We start from the raw sequence: 17,715 nt of genomic DNA on the forward strand, positions 1-17,715 counted from the left end.
AGGGATGACATGTTCTGGGAAGCCCTCGGCTCCGTTCTGCTCGGCCTCGCACTGGCCTGGTCGGCGGCGCGGACATCGCCGGCCCGACTGCCGGCCCGGCAAGTGGTGCTGGTCACCGGCCCGATCGGCGCCCTGTTCGGCGCCTTCCTCACCCACTCGGCACTCGGCCCCGGCCATCTGCTGGCGACGCTGGTGGGCGCCGTGGCCGTGAGCGCCGTGGTGCTCTCGCTGCTCGTGCGTCCGGCGGGGAGGATCCGACGATCAGCCACGATCTGAGGCTCACCCGCGTTCCGGGTACGGCGGCAGCGCCTGCGCCCGGCAGTCCGGCCGGTGCTACGCGGCCAGCCCCAGCGCGGCCATCCGCTTCGTGTGCGCCTCGGTGATCCGGGAGAACATCCGCCCGACCTCCGCCAGGTCGAAACCGTCGGCGACGCCCCCCACGAGCATCGTGGACAGCGCGTCCCGGTCGGCCACCACCCGCTGGGCCTGGCTCAGTGCCTCGCCCATCAGCCGCCGCGCCCAGAGCGCCAGCCGCCCACCGACCCGCGGCTCCGCCTCGATCGCCGCGCGCACCTTCTCCACGGCGAAGTTGCCGTGCCCCGTGTCGTCGAGCACCGCGAGCACCAGCTCACGAGTGTCCGTGTCGAGCCGGGCCGCGACCTCACGGTAGAAGTCACTGGCGATCGAGTCGCCCACGTATGCCTTGACCAGGCCCTCCAGCCAGTCCGACGGTGCGGTCTGCCGGTGGAAGTCGTCCAGTGCCTGCGCGAACGGTTCCATGGACGCCGTCGGCTGCACATCGATCGCGGACAGCCGCTCGGACAACCGCTCGAAGTGGGAGAACTCGGCCGACGCCATCTTCGCGAGCGCCGCCTTGTCGGCGAGCGTGGGTGCGAGTTTGGCGTCCTCGGCGAGCCGCTCGAAGGCCGCCAGTTCGCCGTACGCGAGCGCGCCGAGCAGGTCCACGACCGCGGCGTGATACCTCGGGTCGGCGGATGCCGTTTCCCAGCTCTGGGCGGCGATTCCGGTGGGGGCGTTGGCGGTGTCAGGCGTCTCCATGGACCGCACAATAGCGCTCCGCCCCCGAACGACGAATCGACGAGCGGGGCCGGAACGCGCACGGGGAACAGGGCGCCGGAGAGGGTCCGCACAGGCCCGTCCGGTCACTGTGGCCTTGGTCTCCCGATGAATTCACCCAACACAGCTGCGCGATTTGGGGGTACAGTGGTAATGCGCCTGTCGAATGTTTCGGCATGCCATCCGAATGAGGATGCCCGGTCGGTGGCCCGATCGGCTCCACCTGACCGCCCTCACCATTCGATGTGAGGGGCCCCCTCAGCGGCACGAGCGCTTGAGCGAAGGCAGTGGTCCCGCGCCAGACGGCACGGTACGACCCCCTTGTTCGCCTCGGTCCGCGTCTCACAGAAGAGGCAGCACCCTGACTACGTTCCGAGACCTCGGCATTCTGACCGAGACCGCCGAAGCCCTTGAGGCCGTCGGCATCACCTCCCCGTTCCCCATCCAGGAGATGACGCTCCCCGTCGCGCTCTCCGGCTCCGACGTCATCGGCCAGGCCAAGACCGGCACCGGCAAGACGCTCGGCTTCGGACTGCCGCTGCTCGAGCGCGTCACCGTCCCCGCGGACGTCGAGGCGGGCCGGGCCGGGCCCGACAAGCTGACCGACGCCCCGCAGGCGCTCGTCGTCGTACCGACCCGTGAGCTGTGCCAGCAGGTGACCAACGACCTGCAGACCGCCGGCAAGGTCCGTAACGTCCGGGTGCTCGCCATCTACGGCGGCCGGGCCTACGAGCCGCAGGTCGAGGCCCTGAAGAAGGGCGTCGACATCATCGTCGGCACGCCGGGCCGACTGCTCGACCTGGCGGGCCAGAAGAAGCTCAACCTCGGTCACGTCCGGGCGCTCGTCCTCGACGAGGCCGACGAGATGCTGGACCTGGGCTTCCTCCCCGACGTCGAGCGCATCATGGGCATGCTGCCGGTCAAGCGCCAGACCATGCTGTTCTCCGCGACCATGCCCGGCGCGGTCATCGGCCTGGCCCGGCGTTACATGTCGCAGCCCACCCACATCCGCGCGACCTCGCCCGACGGCGAGGGCCAGACCGTCGCGAACATCACGCAGCACATCTTCCGCGCGCACTCCATGGACAAGCCGGAGCTGGTCTCCCGCATCCTCCAGGCGGACGGCCGCGGCCTCGCGATGATCTTCTGCCGTACGAAGCGGACGGCCGCCGACATCGCCGAGCAGCTGGCCACCCGCGGCTTCGCCTCCGGCGCGGTCCACGGCGACCTCGGCCAGGGCGCCCGCGAGCAGGCGCTGCGCGCCTTCCGCAACGGCAAGGTCGACGTCCTGGTGTGCACCGACGTCGCGGCCCGCGGTATCGATGTCGACGATGTGACGCACGTCATCAACTACCAGTCCCCCGAGGACGAGAAGACGTACCTGCACCGCATCGGCCGCACCGGCCGCGCGGGCAAGTCGGGTACGGCGATCACCCTGGTCGACTGGGACGACATCCCGCGCTGGAAGCTGATCAACAAGGCGCTGGACCTGCCGTTCGACGAGCCGGAGGAGACCTACTCCACCTCCGCGCACCTCTACGAGCTGCTGGGCATCCCGGTCGGCACGAAGGGCGTCCTGCCGCGCGCGGAGCGTACGCGCGCCGGGCTCGGCGCCGAAGCGGTCGAGGACCTGGGCGAGACCGGCGGCCGTGGCCGCAAGGCGTCCGTGCCCGCGCCCGCCGTGAAGGAGGAGCGTGCGCCGCGCACGCCCCGCCAGCGCCGCCGCACCCGCAACGGCGCACCGCTCACCGAGTCGGCCGAGGCCGCACCCGCGGTGGCCGTGACCGAGCAGCCCGCGCCCGCCGACGACGCCACGGAGGCCCGCGCACCGCGTCGTCGCCGTCGCACCCGGGCGAGCGCCGACACCCGGACCGCGGTGGCCGAGGCCGCCGTGGTGGCTCCGGCAGCGCCGGTGGCCGAAGCGGAGGCGCCCGCGGTGGTCAAGCCGAAGCGGACGCGTACGACGAAGCCGAAGGCGGCTGCTGCGGACACCGTGTCAGCGGCTCCGGCCGATGCGAAGTCGGCAGAGGCGACCGAGGCGGCGGAGGCGAAGCCGAAGCGCCGCCGTACGCGCACGCCGAAGGCACAGCCGGAGAGCTGAGCCCCGAACGAGCCCTGGTGGCCCGGACCCCGCGTGACGGGGTCCGGGCCACCGGCATGCCGGGGCGAGGTCGTGCCGGGCGAGGGGTGCTCCGCGGAATCACCCCGGCACGCTCCCGCCGCGTTCCCGCCCCAGCGCACTCCCGTTCCGCCCCGCTCCCGCCCCCGCTAGCCTCGTCGCATGAGCAGGCCACCCACCTTCACCCCGCCCCCCGGCACCCACCCGCGCCCCCTCCTGACCTCCCGCGGCACCTTCGCCACCCTGGACACACCGGCCACCGCCCCCCACCAGGGCACCGCGCTCCTGCTGCCCGGTTACACGGGAAGCAAGGAGGACTTCATCGCGATGTTCACGCCGCTCGCCGCAGCCGGTTACCGGGTCGTGGCCGTCGACGGTCGCGGACAGTACGAAACGGCCGGGCCCGACGACCAAGAGGCCTACGCCCAGGCCGAGTTGGCCAGGGACGTACTGGCGCAGGCCGAGGCTCTCGGCGGTGGCGTGCATCTGGTCGGGCACTCGCTCGGCGGCCAGATCGCCCGCGCGGCGGTCCTGCTCGACCCGGCCCCCTTCACCTCACTGACGCTGATCTCCTCGGGTCCCGCCGAGGTCACCGCCGCCCAGCAGCAGAAGATCAGGCTGCTGAGCGAGGCGCTGCCCGTGCTGGACATGGGCAGGGTGTGGGAGGCGATGCAGGCGATGGGACCGCCGCAGGACGCCGACGAAGGCGACCACGAACCGGCCATGCGCCGACGCTGGTTGATGCATTCACCCGCTCAACTCATCGCCACAGGACGGCAGTTGGCCACCGAGCCGGACCGGGTGGACGAACTCGCCGCCGTACCGCTGCCCCAGCACGTCGTGTCGGGCGAGCGCGACGACACCTGGCCGGTGCCGCTGCTCGACGCGATGGCGGTACGGCTGGGAGCCGCGCGGACCGTCATCGAGGGGGCCGAACACTCGCCCAACACCGACCGGCCCACGCGGACGGCCGAAGCGCTGAGCGCCTTCTGGGACGCACAGCACGGAGACGTACAGCACGGAGACGTACAGCACGGACACGTAGAGCAGGGAGACGCGCAGCGCTGACGCGCGCCACGGAACCGCCCGGACCGGGCGGGGGCGCCGCTTGCTCAGTACTGCGACTGCAGATGGTTCCAGAAGCCGTCCCGCAGGGCCCGTCGCAGGTCGCCGTGCCCGCGCAGCGACCGCTGGAGCAGCCGTTCCGCCTCCACCAGCAGGTCCTGGTCCACCGGGCCCGGCAGGTAGGGGCGGCCCGGCAGCAGCTCGGCCAGCGTCTGGCGGCCCCGTTCGGAGAGCCAGGTCGCCGCGATCTGCGCGCCCACGAAGCGGACGTCCTCACGGGACGGCGGGGGCGTGCCCTCCTCGTACACCGTGACCGGACGCCGCACGACGTACGGCTGCCAGAATTCGAGGTCGAAGGTGCGCTGGCTGTCGACCTCCCAGAGCAGCGGTTCGGCCTGGTTGCGGCCCTCCCCCGCCTCGATGCCCCAGAGATGGACCCTCGCGCCGTACCCCTGCGCGGCCTCGACCGCCGAGACCAGGTCCTCGTCACCGCCGACCAGGGCCGCGTCGCTGATCGCCCGGTGCCTGGCCAGCGACTCCAGATCCGTGCGGATCAGCGAGTCGACGCCCTTCTGCTGATTGTTGGCGTTGAGGTTGCCCAGCCGGACCTTGACGTCGGGCAGCTCGGCGATGGACTGCTGCTCGGGGGTGTGGATACGGCGCCGGGCACCGTCGTACCAGTACACCCGCAGCAGACGGCTGTCCGCGAAGATCGTCCGGGCCTTGTCGATGAAGGCCTCGATCAGCCCCTCGGCGTCGAGGTCGAACGACCGGCGGTCCTCGTTGCCGGTGACCAGCAGACCGGCGGCGGCGTACACATACCCGGCGTCGACGAAGATCGCGTGCGTGGAGGGCGTCTTGGACACCTCGGCGAGCACGCGCTGGAGAAGCTCATTCGTGCGCTGCAGCTGAGCGCTGATATCAGGATCGTTCATACGGGCTTCATTGTCTGTGCCGTCACGGAGCGAGCACAACCTGTCGCCCCCACCCGTGGATACTTAGGCTCGCGAAAATTTTCCTTAGCGTAGGGAATGTTTGCTGGAAGCAACTCGTTGTTCCCTTCGGAACGTGTTGATCCCTTAATGACGCAATCCCCTCTTAACGGGCGGGCAACCGCCCGGACGCAGCGCGGGACGAGACTGACAGGGCCCGCACCAGTAGTTCTCCTAGCAGGAGGATCAGACGAAGGGAGAAGCCTTGCGCTTCGAAATCATGCGACTCGATGACGTCGACGGCACAGCCGTGGACAGCACCGTCGTAGACGCCGCCTCCGTCAACCGGATCGTGCAGCAGGCCGCCGCAATCGGCCAGCGCATCTACATCCGGCCGGCCGACACCTCGGCTTCGTAACACCGTAAGAAGTCAAAGACGAAGCGCCCCCGCACGGACCGTGCGGGGGCGCTGTGCGTTCAGCGGTACGGCGACGCGGGCCGAGAGGCTGCCGGGTGGGCCGCTCAGCCGCCCTTGATGACCTGGGTGATGCCGTTGATGATCTGCTGGACCGCGATGGCCGACAGCATCATCCCGGCGAGCCGCGTCACCAGCACCACACCGCCGTCCTTGATCACCCGAATGATCAGCAGCGAGTACCGCATGGTCACCCAGAGCACCGCGTGCATGGCGATGATCGCTCCCCACACCGACACCTGCTGGGCCGCGGTGTTCGCGTGCTGCACCGCCAGGATCACCGAGACGATCGCACCGGGCCCGGCGAGTAGCGGCATACCCAGGGGCACAAGGGCCACATTGACGTCCTTCGTCTGCGTCGGCTCGTCCGTCTTGCCGGTGAGCAGATCGAGCGCGATGAGCAGCAGGAGCAGACCGCCCGCGATCATCAGCGCCGGTACGGAGACATGCAGGTAGTCGAGGATCTGCTGGCCGAGCAGACCGAAGACGGCGATCACCCCGAACGCCACGGCGACGGCCTGGCCCGCCATCCGGCGCTGGACCTTGGCGGGGCGGCCCGCTGTCAGGGCAAGGAAGATCGGAGTGATCCCAGGTGGGTCCATGATCACAAAAAGCGTGACAAAAAGGGATCCGAAAACGGCAACGTCGAACACAGTGAGGGCCTTGCTTGCGTGGAGAGGTACGGAGCTTGCGTGGAGGTACGGAGGAAGAGCGAAGGGGAGAGTGAAGCGAGGGAGAGATGTGCCGCCGGGAGCGACGGCAGGGACTTACGCGGAGTGTCCGCCGGCGCCCGGCACCGGGAACGCGCCGGTCGCGCGCCGGGTGATCTCGCCGTAGACCTCGGGATGCGTCGTACACGCCCCGAGCTCCACGAACTTCCGGCTGCCGTGGTAGTCGCTGGAGCCCGTGGCCAGCAGCCCGAGCTCGTCGGCCAGGACCCGCAACCGCGCCCGGGTGGGCTCGTCGTGGTCCATGTGGTCGACCTCGATGCCGTCGAGACCGCGCGCGGCGAGGTCCGCCACCACCGACTCGGGCACCACCCGGCCCCGCTTGACCGCTTGCGGGTGCGCGAAGACGGTGACGCCACCGGCCTGCTTGACCAGCCGGATCGCGGTGAACGGGTCGAGTTCGTGCTTCTCCGCGTACGCCCGCCCGCCGTCGGCCAGCCACTCGGGGGTGAAGGCGTCGGAGACGGTGTCGACGACGCCGAGCTCGACGAGGGCGGTGGCGATGTGCGGGCGGCCGATCGAGGCGTCGCCCGCGATGCGCGCGACCTGTTCCCAGGTGATCGGGACGCCCAGCCCCTGGAGCTTCTCGACCATGGTCCGGGCGCGCGGGACGCGGTCGTCCCGTACGAGTTCACGCTCGCGCAGGAACTCCGGCTCGGTGGGGTCGAAGAGGTAGGCGAGCATGTGCAGCCCGATGCCGTCGATCCGGCAGGAGAGCTCGGCGCCGGTGACCAGGGTCAGTCCTGCGGGCAGTGCGGCTATCGCCTCGGCATGGCCGCGGGTGGAGTCGTGATCGGTGAGCGCGACGACGTCCAGGCCCGCCGCGGCGGCGTTGCGCACCAGCTCGGCGGGGGTGTCCGTACCGTCCGAAGCCGTGGAGTGGGTGTGCAGATCAATGCGCACGACGCGTGACTCCGGGGCTCAGGACGTGGAAAGGGACAGTCAAGGGTAACTGGCGCGCGGCCCTCCCCCGGTCGGCCGCGACTCCGCCCGGTCGGCCCCGGCCGGGACCTCGGCTCCCGCCCGGTCACCGTGGGCCGGGGGCGCCGCGCGTCAGGACAGAATGCGCGGCGACAGCGCCCCGCACGGCAGCAGATCGACCTCGGCACCGATGCCCCGGAGGTCGGTCAGCACCAACTCGTCGTACATCAGCAGCCCCGACTGCTCGGGCCACAGGACCGCCCACAGCCAGAGCCCGCGCGCCTCACCCGCGAAGACCGCGCGGTCGCCGGGGGACGTGACGTGCCAGAGCGGGGTGGGACGCCCCGCGGCCAGCACCTTCGCCTGCGGGGGCTTGTCGACGTCGATGTACGGACCGGGGTCGGGGCCCTCGATGCCCGCGTACCGCGCGCCGAGTCCGACGCCCAGCTCCTCCGCCACCAGCAGCAGCTCTCCCGTCCCGCCGAGCGGGCCGGGACCCGAACAGGCCACAGCGGTGGCTCTGCCTCCACTGCGCTCGTCGCCCGCGGAGACCACCCCGGTGAACAGCCAGCCGACGGGCAGCGGCCATGGCATCCACACGGGCACCTTCGCACGGTGGACCACGACGCCGAGGCCCTCGACGCTGGGTGGAATCACGGGCTGCAACGGATAGACCGTCCCGTGCACGTCGCACTGCCACGAGTCGGCAAAGAGGCCGGGCGCCCTGACCCGGCCACCACACTTCGGGCAACTGGGTTCGCCCCTCATAGTTCCCAACGGTCCTCCCCGCCCGTCGTCGCGTCAAGACGATCAACCGTCCGCGGCGCAGCTACCGGGACGGGACCGCCTGACCAGCAGAATTAGATGTATGTTGCATTCATTAGCCCACCTAACTTATTGTGTGTATAACGCAACGACCTAGCGGGACAGTTCGGAGAGTTCGGAGAGTGAGGCATCACATGCACGGAGCCGGAGAGGACCCGTTCGACGAAGGAGCCGGGAGCATCCTGCGTCAGCCGATGGCCGTCTGGGCCACGGCGGGCGCGTCCGTCGTGGCCTTCATGGGGATCGGGCTCGTCGACCCGATCCTGCCGTCCATCGCCAAGGGCCTGCAGGCGACACCCAGTCAGGTCTCCCTGCTGTTCACCTCGTACTTCCTGATCACCGCCGTCGCGATGCTGGTCACCGGCTGGGTCTCCAGCCGGATCGGCGGCAAGAAGACCCTGCTGGCCGGACTCGCGCTGGTCGTGGTCTTCGCGGCCCTCTCCGGCACCTCGGGCTCCGTCGGGGAACTGGTCGGCTTCCGGGCCGGCTGGGGGCTCGGCAACGCGCTCTTCGTCTCCACCGCACTCGCCGTCATCGTCGGCGCCGCGGCGGGCGGCAGCGCGGCGGCGATCCTGCTGTACGAGTCGGCACTCGGCCTCGGCATGGCGTGCGGGCCGCTGGTGGGCGCGCTGCTCGGCAATGCCAGCTGGCGCTACCCGTTCTTCGGCACCGCGGCCCTGATGGCCATCGGCTTCATCTGCATCTCGTTCCTGCTCAAGGAACAGCCCAGGCCGGCCCGTAAGACATCCCTGCTCGACCCGATCCGGGCACTCGGACACGGCGGGCTCGCCTCCGTCGCGGGTTCGGCCTTCTTCTACAACTACGCGTTCTTCACGGTCCTGGCGTTCACCCCGTTCGTGCTGAACATGACGCCGTACAAGTCGGGTGCGGTCTTCTTCGGCTGGGGCCTGCTGCTCGCGGTCTTCTCGGTACTCGTCGCGCCGCGGCTCCAGAAGCGCTTCGGGACCCTCAGGGTGCTGGGGCTCTCCCTCGTCCTGCTCGCCGCCGACCTGGTGGTGCTCGGTTACGGCAACCACACGACGGCGATCGTCTGCACGGTCCTGTCCGGTGCCTTCATCGGCCTCAACAACACCGTCTACACGGAGCTGGCGCTCGGCGTCTCGGACGCGCCGCGTCCGGTGGCCAGCGCGGGCTACAACTTCGTCCGCTGGTTCGCGGCAGCCGCCGCGCCGTTCCTCGCCCCGAAGATCGAGGGCTGGACGAACATCCACATCCCGTTCGTGGTGGCCGCGGTCGCCGCGGTGCTCGGAGCGGTCGTGGTCGGGGTCCGGCGCACGGCCCTGAGCCACGAGGCGGAGGAACTCCAGCCGGCCCACGCGACCGAGGACGGGGTCTCGGTCTTCGTGAACTGAGAGCCTTCGTGAGCTGAGAGCCTTCGCGAGCTGATACCCAAGACTCCCGGTGAACCGAGTCCTCGTGAGTCGAGAATCCGCCAACCGGCAGCAGCAGATTGCCGGTTGGCCGTCAGCCGAGCGTGACGGACCTGCGCAGCGGATCGCGCAGGTCCGTTCCGTGTGTCAGCCAGCGCTCCTGGAGCTCCTGCGCTCCGTGCACCCGCTTCCAGGCGGCCTCGTTGCCGGTCATCGGCAGCAGCGGCAGGAAGCGGACCGGATCCAGCGGTTCGTCGAGCTCCAGATCCGCCACGAGTCCCCCGGGTTCGGCGACCAGGACAGAGCTGAACGGGGCGCCGCCCCACAGTGGTTCACCGAGGTCGAGCGAGGCGCCGGGGGCCACCACCACCCCCTCCACCTGCGGGGAAGCGGCGAGTACGGCCAGCGGGCGGAGCACCTGGTCGGTGTCGGCGAGCCCGGCGCGTACCGAGAGCACCAACTCGGCGCGGGGGCCCTGTACCGGGTCGGCGAGGGTGGCCGTGGGGTCGGCCATCGGGTGCGCGGACATTCCCAGCGTGGCGTACCGGACGAGTGCCGGGTCGCCGGAGTCCACGAAACGCAGCACCTCGATCCGGTCCGTACCCAGGAACGTCACTGCCGCGCGAGCGTCCGGTTCACCCAGCGCCGAGCGCAGTCGGGCTTCCACCAGAGCGAGAACATCTCCCATGGGCCGAGCATAGAGCGCGTATCGAACGGGCAAAGTGGGGGCTTGACACTTCACTCGCCTGATAGTCTTGGCCGCTGGTCAGGGCAGTATGAACGTCCCCTACGGGGGACCGGCCGGAGGAGGTGGGACTGCAATGGATCGAGATCCGAGTCGACCGTGCAGTACGAGCCGCTCTTCCGTGCACTCCCTGTGTTCGCCGTGATCTGAGTTATCCGTAGATCCGAGACCCTGCCTACCCGGCTCCCATGCTGGGAAAACGCTTGAGTCTCATGGCATTTCGCACGCCGGAAGAGCACACCGCTTCTGTCTGATCCGTGTCTGTAGCGAACGCCGTCACCGCGACGCCGCGGTTCCGCCCGCTTTGCGGACGTATGAGACCAACACCTCGATACGCCCCCATTCCGGGCAGTGCCACGCTCGCCGACGGCCTCTCCGTGAAGGAGCCCCGCCATGTCGATGATCCGTGACCTGCGCGCAGCGGTCCGCCCGGCCCTGCGCAAGAGCAGCACCACGCACAGCAATTACGACCCCACCCGTGACCCCTCCGCCAGCAGCGCCGTGGTGGACTGCGCGGTCTACCGCGACGGCGTACGCCAGCACAGTCAGGGGTGCCTGACCCCGCGTGAAGCGCTGAAGTCGGTGCGCGCGGAGGGCGGATTCGCCTGGATCGGGCTGCACGAGCCGACCGAGGAGGAGTTCTCCGGGATCGCGGCCGAGTTCGAACTGCACCCGCTCGCCGTCGAGGACGCGGTCCACGCCCACCAGCGGCCCAAGCTGGAGCGGTACGACGACACCCTCTTCACCGTCTTCAAGACCATCCACTACGTCGAGCACGCCCAGCTCACCTCGACCAGCGAGGTCGTCGAGACCGGTGAGGTGATGTGCTTCACCGGGCGGGACTTCGTCATCACCGTCCGGCACGGCGGACAGGGCTCGCTGCGCGCCCTGCGCCACCGCCTGCAGGAGGACACCGAACTGCTCGCCAAGGGCCCGTCGGCCGTACTGCACTCCCTCGCCGACCAGGTCGTCGACGGCTACCTCGCGGTCGCCGCCGCCGTCCAGGACGACATCGACGAGGTCGAGATCGATGTCTTCTCCGAGCCCGCGAAGGGCACTTCGCGCGGCACCGACGCCGGGCGCATCTACCAACTGAAGCGTGAGGTACTGGAGTTCAAGCGCGCGGTGTCGCCCCTGCTGCGGCCGATGCAGCAGCTGAGCGAGCGCCCCATGCGGCTGATCGACCCGGACATCCAGAAGTACTTCCGTGATGTCGCCGACCACTTGGCCCGCGTGCAGGAGCAGGTGGTCGGCTTCGACGACCTGCTCAACTCGATCCTCCAGGCGAACCTGGCGCAGGCGACGGTCGCGCAGAACGAGGACATGCGCAAGATCACCGCGTGGGCGGCGGTGATCGCCGTTCCGACGATGATCACCGGGGTCTACGGCATGAACTTCAAGTACATGCCCGAGACCCAGTGGCGATTCGGCTATCCCCTGGTGATGGGCGGGATCCTGGTCGTCTGCCTCGCCATCCACCGCACGCTCCGGCGCAACGGCTGGCTCTGAGCAGCCCGCTGTGCGGCGGCGGCTGCGGCGGGCGGGGTCGTTACGCTGGGCCCATGACACCGACTGTGCTGGAGCAGGCCCTCGTCGAGGAGGCCACCAAGAAGTCCGGCCTCATCTGGGTGCGGGGCTCGGGTCCCGCACGGGCGCTGTGGCACGTGTGGCACGAGGGAGCGGCCCTGCTCGTCGGTGACGGGCCCGGGGAGCAGCCGCTGCCCGGTCTGACCGCGGGGGCGCCCGCCGAGGTCACGGTGCGCAGCAAGGACAAGGGCGGGCGGCTGGTGACGTGGTCCACCGTCGTCACGGACCTCGCGCCCGGCTCCGAGGAGTGGGACGCGGCCGTCGCCGAGCTCAAGGGCAAGCGGCTGAACGCACCCGACAGCGAGGCGATGGTGGAGCGCTGGGCGCGGGAGTGCCGGGTGCTGCGGCTGGTTCCCGGCGAGTCCCGTACCGAGCTGCCGGACGGTTCGCTCGCCGCGGCCCCGCTGCCGACTCCGGCGACGACGCGGCGCCCGGTGCCCGCCGGGCTCCCGAAGCTGCTGCTCAAGCGGAAGCGCAAGCGGTGACGTGACGCGGTCCCCGGACCGGGCACGTCCCGGGCCCTTCGCGTCAGCTCTTCGCGTCAGCCTTCACATCACCACGTCGGTTCGTCACGTCTTCGGCAGGTTCTGCCCGTAGTCCACCGTGTCGTTCCGGTCGGGCGCCTTCAGGGCGAAGTCCTTGTTCCACTCGGCCAGTTGAACCACCCCCGCGCCACCCGCCCGCTGGAACCGCAGCGGGTACGGCGTCCCCTTGAGCGACACGTCGAGCCTGCCGCCCGACCCGTCGCCGCCGGTGACCTGGACGGTGCGCACCCCGGCGACCTCGGTGCGGTCACCCTTCTTCAGTGAGCCGTGCAGGCCGAGCAGCCCGTCGAGCAGGCTGTTCATGTCGGTGAGGCCGCGGAACTGCTCGTACGCCGGGTCACCCTTCGGGACCTTCACGTACTTGTCGTCGAGCTTGCCCGCGGCGGCGGTCCCGCCCTCGCCGTCCTTCTGGTTCCAGAAGCCCGCGCCGGCCTTCACGTAGAGCGCGTCATCGATCCGCAGCAACGCGAAGGTGCTGCTCCTCGACGTGACGGACCCCGTGCCGCCGTCCGACTTGAGCTGCATGTTCAGCTTGTACGAGCCGCCCTTGCTGACCAGCGTGCCCGACACCCGTACGGCACTCGCCCCGTCCGCCGCCTTGCGCGCGCGGGACTCGATGTCCTTCGCGGAGAGCTTGCCGACGCCGTTGGTCCCCGCGTCCGGGTCCTCACCACAGGCTGCGAGCGACACCGCCAGAGCGGCGCACAGGGCGCCTGCGAGTCCTGCCCTGCGGGCTCGGGCGGCCGGGGGAAATGCAGCCACGTGCGCACTGCCTCTCATACGAGTGTCCTCAACAGCAGACCGCAGCGTACCCGTCGCCCCTACGGAAATGACGGCAGAGCCATCCGGACGCTCTACCGGGGCAGTACCGATCGGGACGGGCTAACGTGAAGTCCGAAAGAAGGCCTCATGCCATCATGAATCAGCATGAAGCGGCGCCGTGCGGACAAGGAACGGACCGGCAGGAAGAGGAGGCGCGTACATGGCCGCAGGCGCCCCCCGGATCTTCGTCTCCCACCTCTCCGGTGTCGCCGTGTTCGATCCGAACGGCGACCAGGTGGGCCGGGTCCGCGACCTCGTCGCCATGTTGCGTGTCGGCAGCCGGCCGCCGCGGCTGCTCGGTCTGGTCGTCGAGGTGACCAGCCGCCGCCGGATCTTCCTGCCGATGACCCGGGTGACAGGCATCGAGTCGGGACAGGTCATCACCACGGGCGTGCTCAATGTGCGCCGCTTCGAACAGCACCCCACCGAGCGCCTGGTCCTCGGCGAACTGCTGGACCGCCGGGTGTACCTGACCGGCACGGACGAGGCGGTGACCGTCCTCGACGTGTCCGTGCGGCAGCTGCCCGCCCGCCGTGACTGGGAGATCGACAAGGTCTTCGTACGGAGAGGGAAGGGCGGCGCGCTCCGCCGCAAGGGCGAGACCCTGACCGTCGAGTGGTCGGCGGTCACCGGATTCTCGCTGGAGGAGGAGGCGCAGGGTGCGGAGAACCTGGTCGCCACCTTCGAGGAGCTGCACCCGGCCGACATCGCCAATGTGCTGCACCACCTGACGCCCAAGCGCCGCGCGGAGGTGGCCGCCGCACTCGACGACGACCGGCTCGCCGACGTACTGGAGGAGCTGCCCGAGGACGACCAGGTGGAGATCCTCGGCAAGCTCCAGGAGGAACGCGCCGCGGACGTCCTGGAGGCGATGGACCCGGACGACGCCGCCGACCTGCTGAGTGAGCTGCCCGAGGCGGACAAGGAGCGGCTGCTGACACTGATGCGACCGCACGACGCCGCGGACGTGCGGCGGCTGCTCGCGTACGAGGAGCGGACCGCCGGTGGTCTGATGACGACCGAGCCGATCGTGCTGCGTCCGGACGCCACGATCGCGGACGCGCTGGCCCGGGTCCGCAAGCAGGACCTGTCCCCCGCGCTGGCCGCGCAGGTGTACGTGTGCAGGCCGCCCGACGAGACGCCGACCGGCAAGTATCTAGGCACGGTGCACTTCCAGCGACTGCTGCGCGACCCTCCGTTCACTCTGGTCGGCGCGGTCGTCGACAGCGATCTCCCGCCGCTGTCGCCGGAGTCCACGCTGCCCGCGCTGACCAGTTACCTCGCGGCGTACAACCTGGTCGCCGCGCCGGTCGTGGACGCGAGCGGTTCGCTGCTCGGGGTGGTCACCGTCGACGACGTGCTCGACCACCTGCTGCCGCGCGACTGGCGCGAGACCGACTTCCACCAGGAGCCCGGCGTCCCGGACGGGCCCGGCGCCGCGCACGACCGGGCGGAGGTGTCCGATGGCCGCTGAGCCGACGCCCAGGGGCCGCCTGGACCAGCCGCTGATGAAACGGCGGCGCTGGCTGCCGGAGTACGACCCGGAGTCGTTCGGGCGGCTCTCGGAGCAGGTCGCGCGGTTCCTGGGGACCGGGCGGTTCATCGTCTGGATGACGGTCGTCATCGTCATCTGGCTGGTGTGGAACAGCTTCGCGCCGACCGCCGTCCGCTTCGACCCGTACCCCTTCATCTTCCTGACCCTGGTGCTGTCGCTCCAGGCCTCGTACGCGGCGCCGCTGATCCTCCTCGCGCAGAACCGGCAGGACGACCGGGACCGGGTCAATCTGGAGCAGGACCGGAACCAGAACGAACGCTCCATCGCCGACACCGAATACCTCACACGGGAGATCGCCGCGCTGCGGATGGGCCTCGGCGAGGTCGCGACCCGTGACTGGATCCGTTCCGAACTCCAGGACCTGGTGCGGGAGATGGCGGAGCGGCGTGCCGTATTCCCGCGGGAAAGTGATGAAGCCGACCACTGACCACTCTTTCCCGGGGCGGGAGTGGGCGCCGTACCATCGACCCATGGCTATGGAAGACGCGGTGCGTGAAGCGCTGGCGACAGTGAACGACCCCGAGATCCACCGACCGATCACCGAACTCGGCATGGTCAAATCGGTTGATATCGGAGCGGACGGCGCGGTCGCTGTCACGATCTACCTCACCGTCTCCGGTTGCCCGATGCGCGAGACCATCACGACGAACGTCACCGACGCCGTCGCCCGGGTCGAGGGGGTGACCTCGGTCTCCGTCGGGCTGGACGTCATGAGCGACGAACAGCGCAAGGAGCTCGCGGCCTCGCTGCGCGGCGGCACCGCGGAGCGCGAGGTGCCGTTCGCCAAGCCGGGCTCGCTGACCCGCGTCTACGCGGTGGCCTCGGGCAAGGGCGGCGTCGGCAAGTCGTCGGTCACGGTCAACCTGGCCGCGGCGCTGGCGGCGGACGGCCTGAAGGTCGGCGTCGTCGACGCGGACATCTACGGGCACAGCGTGCCGCGGATGCTCGGTGCGTACGGCCGCCCCACCCAGGTCGAGAACATGATCATGCCGCCGTCGGCACACGGGGTGAAGGTCATCTCGATCGGCATGTTCACCCCGGGCAACGCCCCGGTGGTCTGGCGCGGACCCATGCTGCACCGGGCGCTCCAGCAGTTCCTGGCCGATGTGTACTGGGGCGACCTGGACGTCCTGCTGCTCGACCTCCCGCCGGGCACCGGTGACATCGCGATCTCGGTGGCACAGCTCGTGCCGAACGCCGAGATCCTGGTGGTGACCACCCCGCAGCAGGCCGCTGCCGAGGTCGCCGAACGGGCCGGTTCCATCGCGGTCCAGACCCACCAGAAGATCGTCGGCGTCGTCGAGAACATGTCGGGGCTGCCGTGCCCGCACTGCGACGAGATGGTCGACGTCTTCGGTACGGGCGGTGGGCAGAAGGTCGCCGAAGGCCTGACGAAGACGACCGGCGCCACGGTTCCGGTACTCGGCTCGATCCCGATCGACGTACGGCTGCGGGAGGGCGGCGACGAGGGCAAGCCCGTCGTGCTGACCGACCCGGACTCCCCGGCGGGCACCGCGCTGCGCGCCATCGCGACCAAGCTCAGCAGCCGCCAGCGCGGCCTGGCGGGGATGTCGCTGGGGGTCACCCCGCGCAACAAGTTCTAGACGTTCCCACCGGTACGGCTCGGGGGCGACCGCAGACGGCGGTCGCCCCCGAGCCGTACCGGGCCAGTTCCGAGCCAGGCGTTCCGGGCCAGGCGTTCCGGGCCAGGCCAAGATCGGCCGGGCGGCGGGTCCTAGACGTACGCCCTGATGTCCTTGGCCACGGCGAACGCCAGCCCGTACGCGCTCATTCCGCGCCCGTACGCCCCGAGGTGCACCCCGTCAGGCGTGGCACCCGCGAGCACCCAGCCGAACTCCGACTCCCGGTAGGCGAACGGGGTGGGTACCCCGTCGACCGGCAGGGTCAGCTCCGACCACTCCGGGCCGGACAGATCGTCCGCCAGGTCGAAAGCCGTCTCGGTCTGCTGGTCGAGCCATTCGTCCCGCCGGGAATGGTCCAGCTGCGGGGGCCAGGTGTACGAAAGCAGTCCGGCACCGGCCAGCCAGGCGGCCGAGGAGACCGAGGTGGCCTCCAGTACGCCCGTACCGTCGCCGCTGCGCCGCACCGGGCTGGAGGCGACCGTCACCACGACCGCGAAGTGCTCCTTCTCGGGGTGCGCGTCCGGTCGTACGGACGGCTCGTCGCCATGCCCTACGGAGCCGTGCTGAACCGTGCCGTCCGCTGCCACGCCCACCTGCATCAGCCAACGGGGGCCGACGAACGCCTCGTCCAGTCCGTACCAGGAAAAGGGCGCTCTCAGATAGTCGTCGACCGTGCGCGTCCCTGTCCGACTCGTCGTCTCCATGTGCCGGCCGCCTCCTCGATCCTCGATGTCCGAAGCGGCCCACCCCCACGGGCGCCCTCACTGCCGGACAGATGGAGAATACTCAGGTGGCGTCCGAGTCGAACGGCGGACGCTCGTCGGTGTCGACCTTCGTCCGCTTCTTCAGCAGGTCGGGGCCGGTCGACGAGCCGTTGGCCGCACCGGACGACGCGCCGACGGCGGGGGTGCTGTCCTCGTCCGTGTCACTCTCCGTGGCACTGGACCTGCCCTGCACCACGTCGGTGATCTCGGAGATCTCCTTCTTGAGATCGAAGCTGCTGCGGATCTCCTTCAGCCCCAGATCGTCGCTGCCGTCCATGAGCTGCTTACGGACGAAGGTCTTGGGGTTGAGGTCCTCGAACTCGAAGTCCTTGAACTCGGGGCCGAGTTCCGTGCGGATGTCTTCCTTCGCACTCTCGGAGAACTCACGGATCTTCCGGATCGTGCGCGTGACGTCCTGGATGAGCTTCGGCAGCTTGTCCGGGCCGAAAACGATCACGGCGAGCACCACGAGCGTCACGATCTCAAGGGGGCCTACGTCATTGAACACTTTATTGCTCCTG

19 protein-coding genes are annotated in these 17,715 nt (G+C 69.9%); 10 read left to right on the forward strand and 9 right to left on the reverse strand.

The window, feature by feature from the left end; all coding sequences use genetic code 11:
• The first annotated feature begins 9 nt into the window (after positions 1–9).
• Positions 10–276 carry a hypothetical protein gene (locus tag NBY69_RS03115; protein ID WP_250298053.1) on the forward strand — a complete coding sequence of 89 codons (267 nt, stop codon included), beginning with the start codon at positions 10–12 and terminating at the stop codon, positions 274–276.
• Between the two features lie 57 nt (positions 277–333).
• Here NBY69_RS03115 and NBY69_RS03120 read toward each other — a convergent pair whose 3' ends face one another.
• Positions 334–1,059 (reverse strand): ferritin-like fold-containing protein, encoded by a 726-nt coding sequence (locus NBY69_RS03120; RefSeq protein ID WP_250298054.1) that lies wholly within the window; start codon positions 1,057–1,059, stop codon positions 334–336.
• 469 nt (positions 1,060–1,528) lie between these two features.
• Between NBY69_RS03120 and NBY69_RS03125 the strand changes: the two genes are divergently transcribed.
• Entirely contained in the window at positions 1,529–3,178 is a 1,650-nt protein-coding gene (locus tag NBY69_RS03125) for a DEAD/DEAH box helicase (protein ID WP_374211196.1), read from the forward strand.
• Positions 3,179–3,358: 180 nt separating this feature from the next.
• Entirely contained in the window at positions 3,359–4,264 is a 906-nt protein-coding gene (locus NBY69_RS03130) for an alpha/beta fold hydrolase (RefSeq protein WP_250298055.1), read from the forward strand.
• A gap of 44 nt (positions 4,265–4,308) precedes the next feature.
• Here the strand turns inward: NBY69_RS03130 and NBY69_RS03135 are convergent, their stop codons facing one another.
• A complete protein-coding gene (locus tag NBY69_RS03135) occupies positions 4,309–5,196 on the reverse strand; it encodes an NYN domain-containing protein (protein WP_250298056.1) in 888 nt (295 codons plus the stop codon).
• 262 nt (positions 5,197–5,458) lie between these two features.
• Here NBY69_RS03135 and NBY69_RS03140 point away from each other — a divergent pair, with 262 nt between their 5' ends.
• On the forward strand, positions 5,459–5,611 hold the full coding sequence (locus NBY69_RS03140) for a hypothetical protein (RefSeq protein ID WP_167359504.1): 153 nt from the start codon (positions 5,459–5,461) through the stop codon (positions 5,609–5,611).
• Between the two features lie 104 nt (positions 5,612–5,715).
• Here the strand turns inward: NBY69_RS03140 and NBY69_RS03145 are convergent, their stop codons facing one another.
• The 3 genes from NBY69_RS03145 to NBY69_RS03155 all read right to left on the reverse strand — a co-directional run bounded on the left by NBY69_RS03145 (position 5,716) and on the right by NBY69_RS03155 (position 8,085).
• Positions 5,716–6,321 (reverse strand): MarC family protein, encoded by a 606-nt coding sequence (locus NBY69_RS03145; protein WP_250298057.1) that lies wholly within the window; start codon positions 6,319–6,321, stop codon positions 5,716–5,718.
• Positions 6,322–6,435: 114 nt separating this feature from the next.
• Positions 6,436–7,299, reverse strand: coding sequence for a PHP domain-containing protein (locus tag NBY69_RS03150; protein WP_250298058.1), 864 nt, complete (start codon positions 7,297–7,299; stop codon positions 6,436–6,438).
• A 150-nt stretch (positions 7,300–7,449) separates the two neighbouring features.
• Positions 7,450–8,085, reverse strand: a complete 636-nt coding sequence (locus tag NBY69_RS03155; protein WP_250298059.1) for a DUF6758 family protein — start codon at positions 8,083–8,085, stop codon at positions 7,450–7,452.
• 191 nt (positions 8,086–8,276) lie between these two features.
• Here NBY69_RS03155 and NBY69_RS03160 point away from each other — a divergent pair, with 191 nt between their 5' ends.
• Positions 8,277–9,515 (forward strand): MFS transporter, encoded by a 1,239-nt coding sequence (locus NBY69_RS03160; RefSeq protein ID WP_250298060.1) that lies wholly within the window; start codon positions 8,277–8,279, stop codon positions 9,513–9,515.
• A 112-nt stretch (positions 9,516–9,627) separates the two neighbouring features.
• Here the strand turns inward: NBY69_RS03160 and NBY69_RS03165 are convergent, their stop codons facing one another.
• Positions 9,628–10,221: a suppressor of fused domain protein gene (locus NBY69_RS03165; protein WP_250298061.1), complete on the reverse strand. Its 594-nt coding sequence runs from the start codon at positions 10,219–10,221 to the stop codon at positions 9,628–9,630.
• Between the two features lie 450 nt (positions 10,222–10,671).
• Here NBY69_RS03165 and NBY69_RS03170 point away from each other — a divergent pair, with 450 nt between their 5' ends.
• Both NBY69_RS03170 and NBY69_RS03175 read left to right on the forward strand, forming a co-directional pair.
• Entirely contained in the window at positions 10,672–11,787 is a 1,116-nt protein-coding gene (locus NBY69_RS03170; protein ID WP_250298062.1) for a magnesium and cobalt transport protein CorA, read from the forward strand.
• Positions 11,788–11,840: 53 nt separating this feature from the next.
• A complete protein-coding gene (locus tag NBY69_RS03175) occupies positions 11,841–12,350 on the forward strand; it encodes a hypothetical protein (RefSeq protein ID WP_250298063.1) in 510 nt (169 codons plus the stop codon).
• A gap of 84 nt (positions 12,351–12,434) precedes the next feature.
• On the opposite strand, the gene NBY69_RS03180 is transcribed toward NBY69_RS03175, so the two are convergent.
• Positions 12,435–13,172, reverse strand: coding sequence for a hypothetical protein (locus NBY69_RS03180; protein ID WP_250298064.1), 738 nt, complete (start codon positions 13,170–13,172; stop codon positions 12,435–12,437).
• Between the two features lie 220 nt (positions 13,173–13,392).
• On the opposite strand from NBY69_RS03180, the gene NBY69_RS03185 reads away from it, so the two are divergent.
• The 3 genes from NBY69_RS03185 to NBY69_RS03195 are packed head-to-tail and all read left to right on the forward strand — an operon-like array spanning position 13,393 to position 16,391.
• Positions 13,393–14,706 carry a magnesium transporter MgtE N-terminal domain-containing protein gene (locus NBY69_RS03185; protein WP_250298065.1) on the forward strand — a complete coding sequence of 438 codons (1,314 nt, stop codon included), beginning with the start codon at positions 13,393–13,395 and terminating at the stop codon, positions 14,704–14,706.
• A complete protein-coding gene (locus NBY69_RS03190; RefSeq protein ID WP_250298066.1) occupies positions 14,696–15,214 on the forward strand; it encodes a DUF1003 domain-containing protein in 519 nt (172 codons plus the stop codon). The genes NBY69_RS03185 and NBY69_RS03190 overlap by 11 nt, the downstream gene beginning before the upstream one ends.
• A 43-nt stretch (positions 15,215–15,257) precedes the next feature.
• The gene (locus NBY69_RS03195; protein ID WP_250298067.1) at positions 15,258–16,391 is read left to right on the forward strand and encodes an Mrp/NBP35 family ATP-binding protein; all 1,134 of its coding nucleotides are present in this window, start codon (positions 15,258–15,260) and stop codon (positions 16,389–16,391) included.
• Positions 16,392–16,522: 131 nt separating this feature from the next.
• Here NBY69_RS03195 and NBY69_RS03200 read toward each other — a convergent pair whose 3' ends face one another.
• Positions 16,523–17,134: a hypothetical protein gene (locus tag NBY69_RS03200; RefSeq protein ID WP_250298068.1), complete on the reverse strand. Its 612-nt coding sequence runs from the start codon at positions 17,132–17,134 to the stop codon at positions 16,523–16,525.
• 82 nt (positions 17,135–17,216) lie between these two features.
• On the reverse strand, positions 17,217–17,702 hold the full coding sequence (locus NBY69_RS03205; RefSeq protein WP_250298069.1) for a sec-independent translocase: 486 nt from the start codon (positions 17,700–17,702) through the stop codon (positions 17,217–17,219).
• Between the last annotated feature and the right edge of the window lie 13 nt (positions 17,703–17,715).

Source organism: Streptomyces sp. A 4/2 (genome assembly GCF_940670765.1).
Classification (GTDB): Bacteria; Actinomycetota; Actinomycetes; order Streptomycetales; family Streptomycetaceae; genus Streptomyces.